Genomic DNA, 14,772 nt, shown 5'->3' with positions numbered 1-14,772 from the left:
CTCTCCTCGCCCGAACCTGTGTACGTGAATGCCTCTTACGCAGGTCTAAGACTGCCATGCCCGTGGCTTTTGACCCGCATCGGTATCGGGGTACCGATCGACACGAGGGCCTTGCGGGCGCTCGGCCCGACCACGGTCGCCCACTGCTTCGTCTCTGCGGCCAGCCACACGGCCACAAGCACGCCGAATCCGGACATCTGCTCGGCCCATCGAGCAGGACGAGCAGCGGGCGCCCCGCGCCCCGTGCGATCCTCGCCACCTGCTCCGGGGCGGCCGACGGTGCGGCTCGCCTCGCACAGCGCGCGTCCCAGGGCGTCAGCAAGAGAAACGTCACCGGCGCGCGGATCGGCGCCGCACAGCCGGACGGTAGGGGCGAGCGCCGCCCCGTAGGCGCGGCGGGCGGCCAGTGCGGCGAGTTCGGTCGTACAGCCGGTGCCCGGATCACCCACCAGGCCCAGGACGAGTGCGTCGGAGGCTGCGGCGCCGTCGACCCGTGCACTGATGAACGCGCTCAACTCGCGCGACGTGTCCGTCCGTTCGACGGAGACCCGGCGCGTCGACCGGGCCATCGCTCTCGCCCCTCGTAGCCACCCCGCGGCCCGCTCCCCACCGCCGCTGTGAGTCGCAGCACACCGGCGAGGTTGTGGTCGCGTCCGTAGCCGGGGACGGTGGCGTCGTTGAGGCGCAGCAGCGCCGTACCGATGACCGCCCAGTAGGGGCCCCGCCACCCAGCCGCAGCGCGTCGCTGCCGTCCGTCTCCATCACCAACTCCCGCACCGTGTCCAGGAGATGGAAGCAGTCGTTCGCCGTGTAGCTGACCGGGACGGCGCCAAAGCGCGCCTGGCGCCAGCCGTGGGCGGCGACCCGTACGTATGGCCCCGACCCAAAGTCGTCCCTGGACGAGATCGGCAGCGGTCGCACGTCGAGAGCCTCGGTGCGTACGAGCGCCGGTCCGACCTCCGGCAGCGACACGATCGCCCCGACCCCGGCCAGACAGGTCCGCTCCCCGCCCTGCCGCCCATGCTTCCGACGGCAGGCGGATGTTGATCATCCGCAGATGGATGAGAACCGAAGGAGCCCCCCGTGCACCCTCCGTTCACTCCGGGCGCCCGGCCGATGGGGTGAATCCCGGTGAGCGTGTGGACAGACCTCCCGGGAGGGGGATCGTGGAGCGGGCAGGCCGTCGTGCCCGCTCCACGATGAAGCCCCTACGCGCTGACGAACGTCCGGTCAGCCGAAGACGGCCAGGCTCTTCGCCTTGCCGCCCTGCTCCTCCACCAGCGCCAGGAACCGCCCGTCGGGGCCGAACGCGGCCACGGGCCCGGAGCGGGCGCTGTCGCGGCGCACGGGCATGTCCAGCCGCACACCGTTGAGCAGCAGCTTCGCGCGCCTCTCGTCGACGTCCCAGCGCGCGAACGCGGTCGCGGCGGCGTCGGCGACCGGCATGACGGTCAGCCGCTCCTGGTGCTGGTCGAGCGTCCTCGCCTCGTCGAGGCCGTACGGACCCACCCGGGTCCTGCGCAGCGCCGTGAGATGCCCACCGACGCCGAGTCCCGCACCGAGGTCGCGTGCGAGGGCCCGGATGTAGGTACCGGAGGAGCAGACGACCGACACGACCAGGTCGACCACGGGCGTACCGTCCTCGGCGACCTCGGGGCGGACGTCGTACACCTGGAACGAGGAGATCGTCACCGGCCGCGCCGGGATCTCGAAGTCCTCGCCGCCCCGTACGCGCGCGTACGACCGCTTCCCGTCGATCTTGATGGCGCTGACCTTCGACGGCACCTGCATGATCGCGCCGCTGAGCGCGGCAACCCCGGCGTCGATGCCCTCGCGGGTGACCCCGGACGCGTCGGTGGACGAGGTGATCTCGCCCTCGGCGTCGTCGGTGACGGTGTCCTGCCCCAGCCTGATGGTGCCGAGGTACTCCTTCTCGGTCAGGGCGAGGTGCCCCAGCAGTTTGGTGGCCCGTTCCACGCCGAGGACGAGGACGCCCGTCGCCATGGGATCGAGCGTGCCCGCGTGACCGACGCGACGGGTCCTGGCGATACCGCGCATCTTGGCCACGACGTCGTGCGAAGTGAAGCCCGACGGCTTGTCCACGATGACAAGGCCGTCGGGCGTGGGGAGTTGCTGTGTCATTTAGTGGCGGCGCCGTCCGTGTCGTCGCCGGCCGGGGCAACGCCGCCATCGCCGGAGCCGGAGCCGGACCCCGAACCGGAGCCTGCCTCGGACCCGGAGCCAGCCTCGGAGCCGGCCGCCGCGGCCTCCGCCTCCGCGTCCTCCTCGTAGCCCTCGTCCTCGGGCTTGCGGTAAGGGTCGGCCTCGCCCGCGTAGGTCTTACCGGTCGACACCTCACGCACCTCGGCGTCCTTGGCGCGCGCCTTGTCGAGCAGGTCCTCAATGGTGCGGGCGTTGTCCGGCAGAGCGTCCGGGACGAACGCCAGCGTCGGCGTGAAACGGACGCCGGTCTGACGGCCCACCTCGGACCGCAGGACGCCCTTCGCGCTCTCCAGGGCGGCGGCGGACGCCGCGCGCTCCTCGTCGTCGCCGTAGACCGTGTAGAAGACCGTGGCCTCCCGCAGGTCGCCGGTGACCCGGGCGTCCGTGATGGTCACGAAGCCCAGCCGCGGATCCTTGATACGCCGGTCCAGGGTCTCCGCGACCACGACCTGGATGCGGTCGGCCAGCTTGCGGGCCCGCGCGTTGTCGGTCACCGGTCCGTCACTCTTCCTTCTGGGTTTCTTGTCTGCTGCTCTTGCTGCCGCGACCGTCGCCGGCCGTCACCGACCGGGAAAGGTCGGGCGCGGCCGGCTCGGTCGGCGGCTCAGTCGTCGTCTCCGTGCAGCCGCCGTCGTACCGACAGCAACTCCACCTCCGGACGGCCGGCGACCATGCGCTCGCACCGGTCCAGAACGTCCCTCAGATGCACCGTGTCCCCGGACACCACCGCCAGGCCGATCTCGGCCCTGCGATGGAGATCCTGATCGCCGGTCTCCGCCACACTCACCGCGAACTTCCGGTGGAGTTCGGCGACGATCGGCCGGACGATCGAGCGTTTCTCCTTCAACGACCGTACGTCGCCGAGGAGCAGATCGAAGGACAGTGTCCCCACATACATGTGTATCCGGATGTCCCGCCGGTACGGGTTCGGGCCCGCCAGCGCTTGGCAGGGGCACATAAACCGTACACGGAACGGCCGGGGCCGATCGACGGAATAAGCACCGTCGACCGGCCCCGGACCGGCGATGCCGCCCGAGCGGGACCCGGACGGCATCGGCACACCGCGCGCCACGTCACTTCACGTCGGACACGACGTCAGTCACGCGACGGCACGCACCGCCTGCCGTACGGCTGCGTCAGCCGTACGGCAGCTGTACGTCAGCCGCGCGGCTTCTCGCGCATCTCGTACGTCGCGATGACGTCGTCGATCTTGATGTCGTTGAAGTTTCCGAGGTTGATACCGCCCTCGAAGCCTTCGCGGATCTCGGTGACATCGTCCTTGAAGCGGCGCAGACCCTGGATGTTGAGGTCCTCCGCGATGACCTTGCCGTCGCGGACGAGCCGGGCCTTCGTGTTGCGCTTGACCTCGCCGGACCGGATGAGAACACCCGCGATGTTGCCGAGCTTGGACGAGCGGAAGACCTCGCGGATCTCCGCCGTACCGAGCTCGATCTCCTCGTACTCCGGCTTGAGCATGCCCTTGAGGGCCGCTTCGATCTCCTCGATGGCCTGGTAGATCACCGAGTAGTAGCGGACGTCGACACCCTCGCGGTCGGCCATCTGCGAGGCACGCCCGGCGGCGCGCACGTTGAAGCCGATGACGATGGCGTCGGAGCCCATCGCCAGGTCGATGTCGGACTCCGTGACCGCACCGACGCCGCGGTGCAGGACCCGGATGTCGACCTCTTCACCGACGTCGAGCTGGAGCAGCGAGGACTCGAGAGCCTCCACCGAACCGGACGCGTCGCCCTTGATGATGAGGTTGAGTTCCTGCACCAGGCCGGCCTTGAGAGCCTCGTCCAGGTTCTCCAGGGAGAACCGGACGCCCTTGCGGGCGAACGCCGCGTTCCGCTCACGAGCGGCACGCTTCTCGGCGATCTGCCGCGCGGTGCGGTCCTCGTCGACGACCAGGAAGTTGTCGCCGGCGCCGGGGACGTTGGTGAGTCCCAGGACCAGGACGGGGGTCGCGGGACCCGCTTCCTCGACGTTGTTGCCGTTGTCGTCGAGCATCGCCCGGACACGGCCGTACGCGTCACCGGCGACCATCGTGTCGCCGACGCGCAGCGTGCCGCGCTGGACGAGCACGGTGGCGACGGCGCCGCGACCGCGGTCGAGGTGCGCCTCGATGGCGATACCCTGCGCGTCCTGTTCCGGGTTGGCCCGGAGGTCGAGCGAGGCGTCCGCCGTGAGGACCACGGCCTCCAGCAGGCTGTCGATGTTCAGACCCTGCTTGGCGGAGATGTCGACGAACATGGTGTCGCCGCCGTACTCCTCGGCCACGAGGCCGTACTCGGTCAGCTGACCGCGCACCTTGGTCGGGTCCGCGCCCTCGACGTCGATCTTGTTGACCGCGACCACGATCGGCACGTCGGCCGCCTTGGCGTGGTTCAGCGCCTCGATCGTCTGGGGCATCACACCGTCGTTCGCCGCCACCACGAGGATCGCGATGTCGGTGGACTTGGCACCACGGGCACGCATAGCGGTGAACGCCTCGTGGCCCGGGGTGTCGATGAAGGTGATCCTGCGCTCTTCGTCGTTGACCTCGGTGGCGACCTGGTACGCGCCGATGTGCTGCGTGATACCGCCGGCCTCGCCCGCGACGACGTTCGTCTTACGGATGGCGTCGAGGAGCCGGGTCTTACCGTGGTCGACGTGACCCATGACGGTCACGACCGGCGGACGCGCGACGAGGAACTCCTCGCCGCCCTCGTCCTCGCCGAACTCGATGTCGAAGGACTCGAGAAGCTCGCGGTCCTCCTCCTCCGGGCTGACGATCTCGACGACGTAGTTCATCTCGCCGGCGAGCACGTGCAGGGTCTCGTCGGAGACGGACTGCGTGGCGGTGACCATCTCGCCGAGGTTCATCATCACGGCGACGAGCGACGCCGGGTTGGCGTTGATCTTCTCCGCGAAGTCGGTGAGAGACGCACCGCGCGACAGCCGGACGACCTGTCCCTGGCCACGCGGCAGCATCACGCCGCCTACCGACGGGGCCTGCATGGCCTCGTACTCCTGGCGCCTCTGCCGCTTCGACTTACGGCCACGACGGGCCGGTCCGCCGGGACGGCCGAACGCGCCCTGTGTGCCACCACGGCCGCCGGGACCACCCGGACGTCCGCCGAAACCGGGACGGCCACCGCCGCCACCGAAACCGCCACCACCGGGACGACCCGGAGCACCGCCGCCGCCACCGGGGCGACCGGCGAAGCCACCGCCGCCACCGCCACCGGGACGACCGGCGAAACCGCCGCCGCCACCGGGACGACCGCCGCCACCGCCACCGGCGGGCCTGCCGGCACCACCGGGACCACGGCCTCCGCCGGGGCCTCCGCCGGGACGCGGACCCGCGGCGGGACGCTGCGGCATCATGCCCGGGTTCGGACGGTTACCGGCGGGAGCGCCGCCGGGACGCGGGGCGCCACCGGGACGCGGCATACCGCCGGGGCTGGGGCGACCGCCCTGGCCACCGGCACCGGCCTGCGGACGGGGACCGCCCTGACCGGCGCCCTGCGGACGCGGACCACCCGGCGCACCGGCACCGCCGGGACGCGGGGCACCACCCGGACGGGGCGCCTGCGGGCGCGCCATGCCGGTGGAGCCACCAGAGGTGAAGGGGTTGTTGCCCGGACGGGGACCCGCCGGACGAGCACCCGGACGGGCGCCCTGTCCCGCGGGACGCGCGGGGCGCTCGCCACCGCGGCCGCCGTCACGGCCGCCGTCGCGCTGACCGCCGGCCGGAGCCGGACGGGCCGCCTGACCACCGGTGGGGCGGGGCCCCGGGGTGGCTGAGGCGGGGCGCGGAGACGCCGGGGACTGCGGAGCCTGGGGCGCCGCGGGCTGAGCCGGGGCCGGAGCCGAGAACTCGGCCGCGGGCACCGGGGCCGGCGCGGGCTTCGACGCCGCGGGCTTCGGACCGGGACGCGGGCCGGAGGCGGGCGTCGCGGCCGGAGCCGGAGAGGAAGGGGTGCTGCTCTGCGGGGCCTCGGCGGCGGCCGGCTTGGGAGCCGGGACACCGGGCTTGGGAGCAGCCGGACGTGCCGCCTGCGCCGGAGAGGGCGCGGCGGGCTTTGCGGGGGTCGCCTTGCGCGGCGCCCCGGGCTTCGCGGCGGGCTTCGCGGCGTTGCCGCCGGGGCCCTGCAAAGCATCAGTCAATTTGCGTACAACCGGCGCCTCGATCGTCGACGACGCCGAACGGACGAATTCACCGAGTTCTTGGAGCTTGGCCATGACGACCTTGCTCTCTACGCCGAACTCCTTGGCGAGTTCGTATACCCGGACCTTAGCCACTTCGCTCCTTTTAGGTCCGGGTTACCGCCGGACCGTCGCTACTTCATGGGCGTACTCATCGCGTACTCATCGAGTGCTCATCGCAATCTCGACCTACTTCCAACTCGCGAGGTACCTGAATCGCACGGGGATCCGTGCCGTACGTGTTCGTGCGTTGCTGCCTGCTCGACATATCGGAGCAGTTCCGCGCTGTCGAGCGGTCCCTTGACCCTGAAGGCCCGGGGAAACGCCCGGCGGCGGACCGCCTGATCGAGACAGAACGAGGCGGGGTGTACATACGCGCCCCGGCCGGGCAGCGTACCGCGTGGATCAGGGAGGCAAGCACCCTCGACCACCACGATGCGCAGCAGATCGCTCTTGGCCGCTCGCTCCCGGCATCCCACGCAGGTTCGCTCAGGGCAGGCGCGGGCGTGCGTCCGGCCAGACATCCTTAAGTCTACCTCCCCGCGTCGACCTCACCCCTTTGGGGCAATGGTCGAACACTCGCTGGCCAAAAAGACTCGGTTGATCTACGCGCCGTCGGTCGTCACACGTCGCCGCACGTCGCGGCCCCGGGCGGGCCCTGGCGGACCGATCCACCCCGGTCGACCGGGATCGACCGGGACTGCCGGTGGCCGGCATATGGCGCCCGATGGCCGGATGCGGTGCACCGGCGGACGGCGCCGCGGTTCACGGTGCCGACGACGAGGGGCGTGCGGAACGTACGGGGCGATCCCCGCGCCGTACGGGGCGGACCTCAAGACATACGGCGGCGTACGGTGCGGGCTCCCGCACCGTACGTGGCTCCGTCGTGACCGCCTCGCGCCCCGCCCCCCCGGCCCCCCCGGTGCGCCCCTGGCGCCCCGTCAGCTCCCGTCGCCGCGCGGCGAGCGGCCGGCGGCCGCCCCGGTGTCGTCGGCCCCGTCGGTCTGCTCCGTGTCCGGCCGGATGTCGATGCGCCAGCCGGTGAGGCGGGCGGCGAGGCGGGCGTTCTGCCCTTCCTTGCCGATCGCCAGGGACAGTTGGTAGTCCGGCACCGTCACCCGCGCGGAGCGGGCGCCGAGGTCGACGACCTCGACCTTGCTGACCCGGGCAGGCGACAGCGCGTTGGCGACCATCTCGGCCGGGTCGTCCGACCAGTCGACGATGTCGATCTTCTCGCCGTGCAGCTCCGCCATCACGTTGCGCACCCGCGACCCCATGGGGCCGATGCAGGCGCCCTTGGGGTTGAGACCGGAGCGGGTGGACCGTACGGCGATCTTGGTGCGATGACCCGCCTCACGGGCGATCGCGCAGATCTCCACGGAGCCGTCCGCGATCTCCGGGACCTCCAGCTCGAAGAGCTTCTTCACGAGGTTGGGGTGCGTACGCGACAGGGTCACCGACGGGCCCCGGACGCCCTTGGCCACGCGGACCACGAACGTACGCAGCCGCAGGCCGTGCGTGTACTCCTCGCCCGGCACCTGCTCCTGCACCGGGAGGATGGCCTCCAGTTTGTCGTCCAGCCGCACCAGGACGTTCCTGGGGTCCTTGCCCTGCTGGACCTGGCCGGCGACGATGTCGCCCTCACGGCGCGCGTACTCCCCGAACGTGACGTCGTTCTCGGCGTCCCGCAGGCGCTGTTGGATGACCTGACGCGCCGTCGTGGCGGCGATACGGCCGAAGTCCGACGGGGTGTCGTCGAACTCCTTGGCCTCCTGGCCCTCCTCCAGCTCCGACGGGTCCTCCTTGGCCCACACCGTTACATGACCGTTGTCGCGGCTGAGCACGACACGGGCGAGACGGCGGCTTCCCTCGGTGCGGTGGTAGGCGATGAGGAGGGCGGATTCGATCGCCTCGACCAACAGGTCGAACGGGATCTCCTTCTCTTGTGCCAAGCCCTTCAGGAGCTTTACGTCGATGTCCATGGCTACGCCTCCTCTTCCTTCTTGTCCTTGCGGTTGAACTCGAGCTCCACGCGCGCCTTGGCGATCGACGCGAACGCGACCCGGCGGGCGGTCGGCTTGCGCCCCTTCACGCCCGGCACTTCGAGGTCGAGTCCGTCCTCGTCCACCGCGAGGACGCGGGCCACGAATTCGTCGCCCTCTTGAAGCTGGATCTTCGCCAGACGGCCGACGGCGCGTACGTAGTGACGGCGCTCGGTCAGCGGGCGGTCGGCTCCTGGGGAGGTCACTTCGAGCTGGTACTCGTCCTCGCCCATCGCGTCGGTCTCGTCGAGAGTCGTGGAGATGGTGCGGCTCAGCTCGGCACACGCGTCCAGGTCCACGCCGTCGTCGGAGTCGACCACGATCCTCAGCACACGACGCCGGCCCGCCCGGGACACCTCGATCTCTTCGAGATCCAGGCCCTTCGCGCTGACGAGCGGTTCCAGCAGTCCGCGCAGCCTCTCGCTGTGGGTGGTGCTCATCCGGGTGACTCCTCGGCCGCGTGTGTGCTGTTGTGGGATCTTCGCGTGTCAGGGAAAGGGTATCCGGTCGCGGGGGGTGTTGCCGTCCACCCGGGGCTGACGCGCAGGTACGCTCGCCTGCGGTGATCACTGCGAGGCCCGAGGGAGACACGCGTGGGGCGCACGGGGACGACACGTAGGGGTGCGCTCTTGGCGGTCGGCGCCGCGGCTGGAGGTCTGCTGACCGCCTGTTCCGACGACGACGGATCGCGGGGCCCGACGAGCGCGGCGGCCGTCCGGGCCGCGAAGGCACTACGGGTGAAGTCCGCCGGCACGAGCCGCGAACTCCTGCGGCTGTACGACGCCGTGCTCGAGCGGCATCCGGATCAGGCCACGCGGCTGACGCCGCTGCGGGGCGCCGTCGCACATCATGTGACCGCTCTGTCGCCTCCGCAGCCTCCTAAGAAGAAGGACGGGCCGGCGAAGCCGTCCCCCTCCCTGTCGGCTTCCTCCGCCCCGTCGTCCGCGCCGTCCTCGGCTCCGTCTCTCGGGACGGCCGCCGGGGACACCGGGAACGGGGCCTCCGGTCCGGCGCCGTCCGTCCCCGCGGACCCCGGCGCGGCGGTCAGGGCGCTGGCAGCGGCCGAGCGCCGTGCTTCCGACGCGCACGCCGACGCGCTCGTCCACGCCCCGCCGGAACTCGCCCGGCTGCTGGCCTCCCTCGCGGCGGCCGACGCCGCCCACGCGTACCTGCTGACGGAAGGACCCTCCTCGTGAGCAGCGACCGCGCGCTGGACGCCGCCCAGGCCGCCCTCGCCGCCGAACACGCCGCGGTATACGGGTACGGGGTCGTCGGCGGCCGTGTCGGCGACGAACGCCGCGCCGAGGCGACGACCGGGTACGACGCGCACCGTGCCCGGCGCGACAGTCTCGCGCGGAAGGTGCGCGATCTCGGCGGGAAGCCGGTCGCGGCCGCCGCGGCGTACGCCCTGCCCTTCGAGGTGCCCGACGCCGCCGCCGCCATCAAGCTCGCCGCCGACCTGGAGGACCGGATCGCGGGGGTCTACTCGGACCTCGTACGGGCCGCCGAGGGGCCGCTGCGCCAGGACGCCGCCGGGGCGCTGCGCGAGGCGGCGGTGCGGGCGGTGCGCTGGCGGGGCAGCGGCGTAGCCTTTCCTGGGCTCGCCGAACGTCTGTGAGCCCGATCCACAGGAAGGGCTCTGGGCACGTATGGCTTTCGAACCGCCGCGGCGGCTGGTGCGCACCCTGAGCGAGACGTACGGGGAATCCGTCGCGGGAGAGTGGCTCGGGCAGCTGCCCGGGATCGCCCAGGAGGCGGTGGAGCGGCGGGAGTTGACGGTCGAGCGGGTGGTGGCGCCGGGCGGCGGAAGCAGCCTCGTGGTGCTCGTACGGCGCCGCGACGGTGCGCCGGCCGCGCTCAAGGTGGTCCCGCCGTTCGCCGCCCCGGAGCCGGAGCGGGCCGCGCTGACGCACTGGAAGGGCTGGGGCTCGGTGGAGCTCATCTCGGGCTCCGACGGGGCGCTGCTCCTGGAGCGGCTGCACTCCGAGACGTCGCTGCGCTCCCTGCCCGAGGCCAAGGCACTGCTCGAAGCGGCGGGAACGGTGCGGAAGTTGTGGGTCGAGCCGGTCGCCGACCACGGTTTCGAGACAGTCGCCGAGCGGACGGGGCGGCAGGCGGACGCGATGCGGGCGGCGACGGACCCGCAGGTCGCTCCGCTCGTCGCGGCGGCGCTCGACGCACGCGCGGAGCTGCTCGCCGCCGGGCCGGCGGAGGTGATGCTGCTGCACGGCGCGTTCCGTCAGGGCAAGGTGCTGTCGGGCGACCGGGCGCCGTGGCTCGCCGTCGGCCCCGTACCGGTGGTGGGTGAGCGCGCGTACGACCTGGCGCGGCTGGTACGCGACCGGGTGGAGGATCTTGTCGCCGCGGCGTCCGGCGCGTCCGCGACGCGGCGCCGGGTGAACAAACTGGCCGATTCGCTGGACATGGACCGCGAGCGGCTACGTGGCTGGACGCTCTTCCGCGCGGTGGAATCGGGCGTACGCGCACTGGAGGCCGGACGCCGACAGGACGCGGAACTGCTGCTGGAGTTCGCCGACTGGCTATAACGGGGCGGGGAGTTGGCGCCGACAGCCGTACGCACACCCGGCGCCGCCCCTTCAGGATGCCGGGTTACGGAGCGGCCCAGGCGGCTACGGGGGTACGGGGGCGGGGCGGACCAGTCGCCTGGACCGGCCCGCCCGCCCCGTACCCCCGTCGTACTCGTCCTCGGCCCCCCGTACCCGCCCCGCGGGGCGGCGCCGGCCGTCAGGCCTCGGTGTCAGGCCTCGGCCGTCAGACGCGCGACCGCGTCGGCGACCGTCAGCTCCTCGCGCTCCCCGGTGCGGCGGTCCTTCAGCTCCACCACTCCGTCGCCCGCGCGCCGCCCGGCGACCAGGATCTTCGGAACGCCGATCAGCTCCGCGTCCGTGAACTTCACGCCCGGCGAGACGCCGGGGCGCTCGTCGACCAGCACGCGCAGCCCCGCCGCGGCCAGTTGCTCGGCGACGTCGACCGCGAGCTCCGTCTGGAGGGCCTTGCCCGCGGCGACGACGTGCACGTCCGCCGGGGCGATCTCACGGGGCCAGCACAGGCCCTGCTCGTCGGCGGTCTGCTCCGCGAGCGCGGCGACGGCGCGGGAGACGCCGATGCCGTAGGAGCCCATGGTCACCCGCACGGGCTTGCCCTGCTGACCGAGGACGTCGAGCTGGAAGGTGTCGGCGTACTTGCGGCCGAGCTGGAAGATGTGACCGATCTCGATCGCCCGTCCCAGCTTCAGTCCGGTGCCGCACACGGGGCAGGGGTCGCCCTCCTCGACGACCACGACGTCGAGGTAGTCGTCGACCTCGAAGTCCCGTCCGCAGACGACACTGCGCGCGTGGGTGTCGGCCTTGTTCGCGCCGGTGACCCAGGCGGTGCCGGGCGCCACGCGCGGGTCGGCGATGTAGCGGATCTTCAGCCCCTGGGGGCCGACGTAGCCGCGTACCAGCTCGGGCCGGCCCTCGAAGTCCTCGGCCGTCACCAGCTCCACGACGGCGGGCGCCAGGTGCTCGCCGAGCTTGCCGAGGTCCACCTCGCGGTCGCCGGGGACGCCGACTGCGGTGATCTCGCCGTCGACCTTCACCAGGAGGTTCTTCAGCGTCGCCGAGGCCGGCACGCCGAGGAACTTGGCCAGCGTCTCGATGGTCGGGGTGTCGGGGGTGTCCAGCTCCTCCATCGCCCCGTGTGCCGACCCGTCGACGGGGGCCGTGGTGAACGTGACGGCCTCGGTGTTGGCGGCGTAGTCCCCGTTGGGGCAGTCGACGAAGGTGTCCTCACCCGCGGCGGCCGGGGCCAGGAACTCCTCGGACGCGGAGCCGCCCATCGCGCCGGAGATCGCGGAGACGATGCGGTAGTCGAGCCCCAGGCGCGCGAAGATCTTCTGGTACGCCGCGCGGTGCAGCGCGTACGACTCGACGAGGCCCTCGTCCGTGGTGTCGAAGGAGTACGAGTCCTTCATCAGGAACTCACGGCCACGCAGCACGCCGGAGCGGGGCCGCGCCTCGTCCCGGTACTTCGTCTGGATCTGGTAGAGCATCACCGGCAGGTCCTTGTAGGACGTGCACTGATCCTTGACCACCAGGGTGAAGATCTCCTCGTGCGTCGGACCGAGGAGATAGTCACCGCCCTTGCGGTCCTTGAGACGGAAGAGCAGGTCGCCGTACTCGTCCCAGCGGCCGCTCGCCTCGTAGGGCTCCTTGGGAAGCAGCGCCGGCAGCAGTACTTCCTGCGCCCCGATGGCGTCCATCTCCTCGCGTACGACGCGCGCGATGTTGTCGAGGACCTTCTTGCCGAGCGGCAGCCAGCTCCAGAGGCCGGCGGAGGTGCGGCGTACGTACCCGGCACGGACGAGAAGTTTGTGGCTCAGGGTCTCCGCGTCCGCCGGGTCGTCGCGCAGTGTCTTGGCCATCAAACGGGACATGCGCTGGACCTGGGACATGGGGAGCACTCCTGCGTTTTCTACTCGGCTGGTGCCAGGAGGTTATCCGGGGCACACCGGCAGGCGGAAATCAGTAATCGCGCACCGTACGGCCCTCAGCGCCGCCGCAGCGGGAGCTGGGCGCCCATCACGGCGTACGGCTTGGCCGCGCTGGGGAAGAGGACCTGGCGCGCCAGGTCCTGGTAGCCGAGGGTGCGGTAGAGGCCGCGGGCGGGGCTCTCGGTGTCGATCGCGGACAGTATCGAGCGGGGCTGCCGCGCGAGGTCGGTGATGGTGGTGATGAGGGTGCGCCCGATGCCGTGGCCCTGGAACGCGGGGTGGACGTGCAGTTCGGTGATGACGAAGCAGTCGTCGAGCCAGCCGTCGCGGCCTTCGGCGCGCAGGTAAGGCTCGACGACCGTGGACCACCAGTGGGAACGGTCGTTCGGCATGCCGTAGACGAAGCCGGCCAGTCGGCCTTCGGCCGTGAGCGCCCCGTACGCGCGGGCACCGGGCGCGAGGAGATGCCGGAGCACGATCTGGCGGCGTACGCCGATCTCGGCCTCGCTCAGCCCGAAGGCGAGCGCCTGTACGGCCAGCGCCTCGTCCACGCGCGCGGCAAGGTCGATCGGCCCTACGCGCACGTCGGGAATCGGGGAGTCGTTCCCAGGGAAGCTCGGCACGCTCGGCATGGCCGAACCCTACTTTCAGAAGAGGACGCTCATGAACGCGCCCACCTCGCGGAAGCCGACCCGTCGGTAGGAGGCCCTGGCGGGGGTGTTGTAGTCGTTCACGTACAGGCTGACGACGGGGGCGACGTCGGCGAGCGCGTACCGTACGACGGCCGCCATACCGCTCTCGGAGAGGCCCTGGCCGCGGAATTCGGGGGCGACCCAGACGCCTTGGATCTGGCAGGCGTGCGACGTGGCCGCGCCGATCTCCGCTTTGAAGATCACCTTGCCGTCGTCGATACGGGCGAACGACCGGCCGGCGCCGACCAGTTCGGCCACGCGCGCCTGGTAGAGCAGCCCGCCGTCACCGGCCAGCGGTGAGACGCCGACCTCCTCGGTGAACATCGCCACGCACGCGGGCATGATCGTCTCCAGCTCCTCCTTACGGATGCGGCGTACGAGGGGGTCGGGCCGCACCGTGTCGGGCACCTGCTCGGTGACCATGAGCGGCTGATTCGCGCGGACCTCGCGGGCGGGGCCCCAGTTGGGCTCCAGGAGCCGCCAGAGCTGGGCCGTGGGCTCGGCTGGGCCGACGATCGACGAGCAGCGGCGCCCCGTACGGCGAGCGCGGTCCGCGAAGGCCCGTACGGCCTCGGGGGAGGCGCAGATCGGCACCAGGTTGGCGCCGGAGTAGCAGAGTGAGCGCAGCCGCCCGTCCGCGTACCAGCCCCACATCTCGCCGCCGAGACGCCAGGGATCGAGTCCCGCCGCCTGGACACGGGAAGCCACGAAGGCGTTGGCGACGGGCTCACTCTCAAGGATGGCGAGCGCGGCGCCGAGTTCGCCTGGGTCGAGGACCCGAGTGGTGGTCTGCGTCAACACGAGAGGGGCCTCACCATACGTCTGCTGATTCTCCGCACTGTACCCGCCACTTCCGCGCGGTGCCGCGTACACCGAAAGGCCCCGCTCCCCCGACGCCCTGAGGCGTGGGATGCGGGGCCTGTACGGAGACGGAGCGCGGAAAGGACAGCGGCTGGTCGGCTCACCGGCCGACGAACGGCTCCGGGGAGCCTCGGGCCGATCCTCAGCTGATGGAGACCTCGGGTTCGCCGGAGGGGACTCCGTCGGCTTCCATTTCCGCGGCGATCTTGAGGGCTTCTTCGATGAGGGTCTCGACGATCTTGGATTCGGGGACCGTCTTGATGACCTC

The 14,772-nt window shown here is 71.5% G+C and carries 14 protein-coding genes and 1 pseudogene; 3 read left to right on the top strand and 12 right to left on the bottom strand.

The genetic code is table 11. From position 1 onward, the window contains the following. Nucleotides 1-35: 35 nt before the first annotated feature. From ACFWHU_RS36610 to rimP, 8 genes are all read right to left on the bottom strand, one after another. Nucleotides 36-569, bottom strand: coding sequence for a hypothetical protein (locus ACFWHU_RS36610; protein WP_387230484.1), 534 nt, complete (start codon nt 567-569; stop codon nt 36-38). Nucleotides 570-1,230: 661 nt separating this feature from the next. Then, nucleotides 1,231-2,142, bottom strand: coding sequence for a tRNA pseudouridine(55) synthase TruB (truB, locus tag ACFWHU_RS36605; RefSeq protein WP_387230482.1), 912 nt, complete (start codon nt 2,140-2,142; stop codon nt 1,231-1,233). After that, on the bottom strand, nt 2,139-2,717 hold the full coding sequence (rbfA, locus tag ACFWHU_RS36600) for a 30S ribosome-binding factor RbfA (protein ID WP_387230480.1): 579 nt from the start codon (nt 2,715-2,717) through the stop codon (nt 2,139-2,141). The genes truB and rbfA overlap by 4 nt, the downstream gene beginning before the upstream one ends. A gap of 110 nt (nt 2,718-2,827) precedes the next feature. Continuing rightward, nucleotides 2,828-3,121 (bottom strand): DUF503 domain-containing protein, encoded by a 294-nt coding sequence (locus ACFWHU_RS36595; protein WP_078074787.1) that lies wholly within the window; start codon nt 3,119-3,121, stop codon nt 2,828-2,830. Nucleotides 3,122-3,381: 260 nt separating this feature from the next. Then, entirely contained in the window at nt 3,382-6,510 is a 3,129-nt protein-coding gene (gene infB / locus ACFWHU_RS36590) for a translation initiation factor IF-2 (protein WP_385802654.1), read from the bottom strand. Nucleotides 6,511-6,587: 77 nt separating this feature from the next. After that, nucleotides 6,588-6,938, bottom strand: coding sequence for a YlxR family protein (locus ACFWHU_RS36585; protein WP_385802656.1), 351 nt, complete (start codon nt 6,936-6,938; stop codon nt 6,588-6,590). A gap of 417 nt (nt 6,939-7,355) precedes the next feature. After that, a complete protein-coding gene (gene nusA / locus ACFWHU_RS36580) occupies nt 7,356-8,396 on the bottom strand; it encodes a transcription termination factor NusA (RefSeq protein ID WP_385802657.1) in 1,041 nt (346 codons plus the stop codon). A gap of 2 nt (nt 8,397-8,398) precedes the next feature. Further along, on the bottom strand, nt 8,399-8,896 hold the full coding sequence (gene rimP, locus ACFWHU_RS36575) for a ribosome maturation factor RimP (protein WP_387230477.1): 498 nt from the start codon (nt 8,894-8,896) through the stop codon (nt 8,399-8,401). A 189-nt stretch (nt 8,897-9,085) separates the two neighbouring features. On the opposite strand from rimP, the gene ACFWHU_RS36570 reads away from it, so the two are divergent. Genes ACFWHU_RS36570 through ACFWHU_RS36560 form a run of 3 tightly spaced genes read left to right on the top strand, consistent with a single transcriptional unit; the run spans nt 9,086 to nt 11,002 of the window. Then, complete coding sequence (locus tag ACFWHU_RS36570) at nt 9,086-9,652, top strand: hypothetical protein (protein WP_387230475.1); 567 nt, start codon at nt 9,086-9,088, stop codon at nt 9,650-9,652. Further along, a complete protein-coding gene (locus ACFWHU_RS36565) occupies nt 9,649-10,074 on the top strand; it encodes a ferritin-like domain-containing protein (protein ID WP_387230473.1) in 426 nt (141 codons plus the stop codon). Before ACFWHU_RS36570 ends, ACFWHU_RS36565 begins: the two co-directional genes overlap by 4 nt. A 31-nt stretch (nt 10,075-10,105) precedes the next feature. Next, on the top strand, nt 10,106-11,002 hold the full coding sequence (locus ACFWHU_RS36560) for an aminoglycoside phosphotransferase family protein (RefSeq protein WP_387230471.1): 897 nt from the start codon (nt 10,106-10,108) through the stop codon (nt 11,000-11,002). A gap of 212 nt (nt 11,003-11,214) precedes the next feature. Here ACFWHU_RS36560 and ACFWHU_RS36555 read toward each other — a convergent pair whose 3' ends face one another. The 4 genes and pseudogenes from ACFWHU_RS36555 to ACFWHU_RS36540 all read right to left on the bottom strand — a co-directional run. Next, a complete protein-coding gene (locus ACFWHU_RS36555) occupies nt 11,215-12,912 on the bottom strand; it encodes a proline--tRNA ligase (RefSeq protein ID WP_385802666.1) in 1,698 nt (565 codons plus the stop codon). A 95-nt stretch (nt 12,913-13,007) separates the two neighbouring features. Then, a complete protein-coding gene (locus ACFWHU_RS36550) occupies nt 13,008-13,583 on the bottom strand; it encodes a GNAT family N-acetyltransferase (protein ID WP_387230469.1) in 576 nt (191 codons plus the stop codon). 15 nt (nt 13,584-13,598) lie between these two features. Continuing rightward, a complete protein-coding gene (locus tag ACFWHU_RS36545) occupies nt 13,599-14,441 on the bottom strand; it encodes a GNAT family N-acetyltransferase (RefSeq protein WP_387230515.1) in 843 nt (280 codons plus the stop codon). Between the two features lie 205 nt (nt 14,442-14,646). Next, a pseudogene (locus tag ACFWHU_RS36540) lies at nt 14,647-14,772 on the bottom strand (4-hydroxy-3-methylbut-2-en-1-yl diphosphate synthase); the annotation flags it as partial.

Source organism: Streptomyces sp. NPDC060366 (assembly GCF_042725135.1).
Lineage (GTDB): Bacteria > Actinomycetota > Actinomycetes > Streptomycetales > Streptomycetaceae > Streptomyces.
Note: the sequence above shows the minus strand (reverse complement) of the source record. Positions and strands in the feature narration are given on the sequence as shown.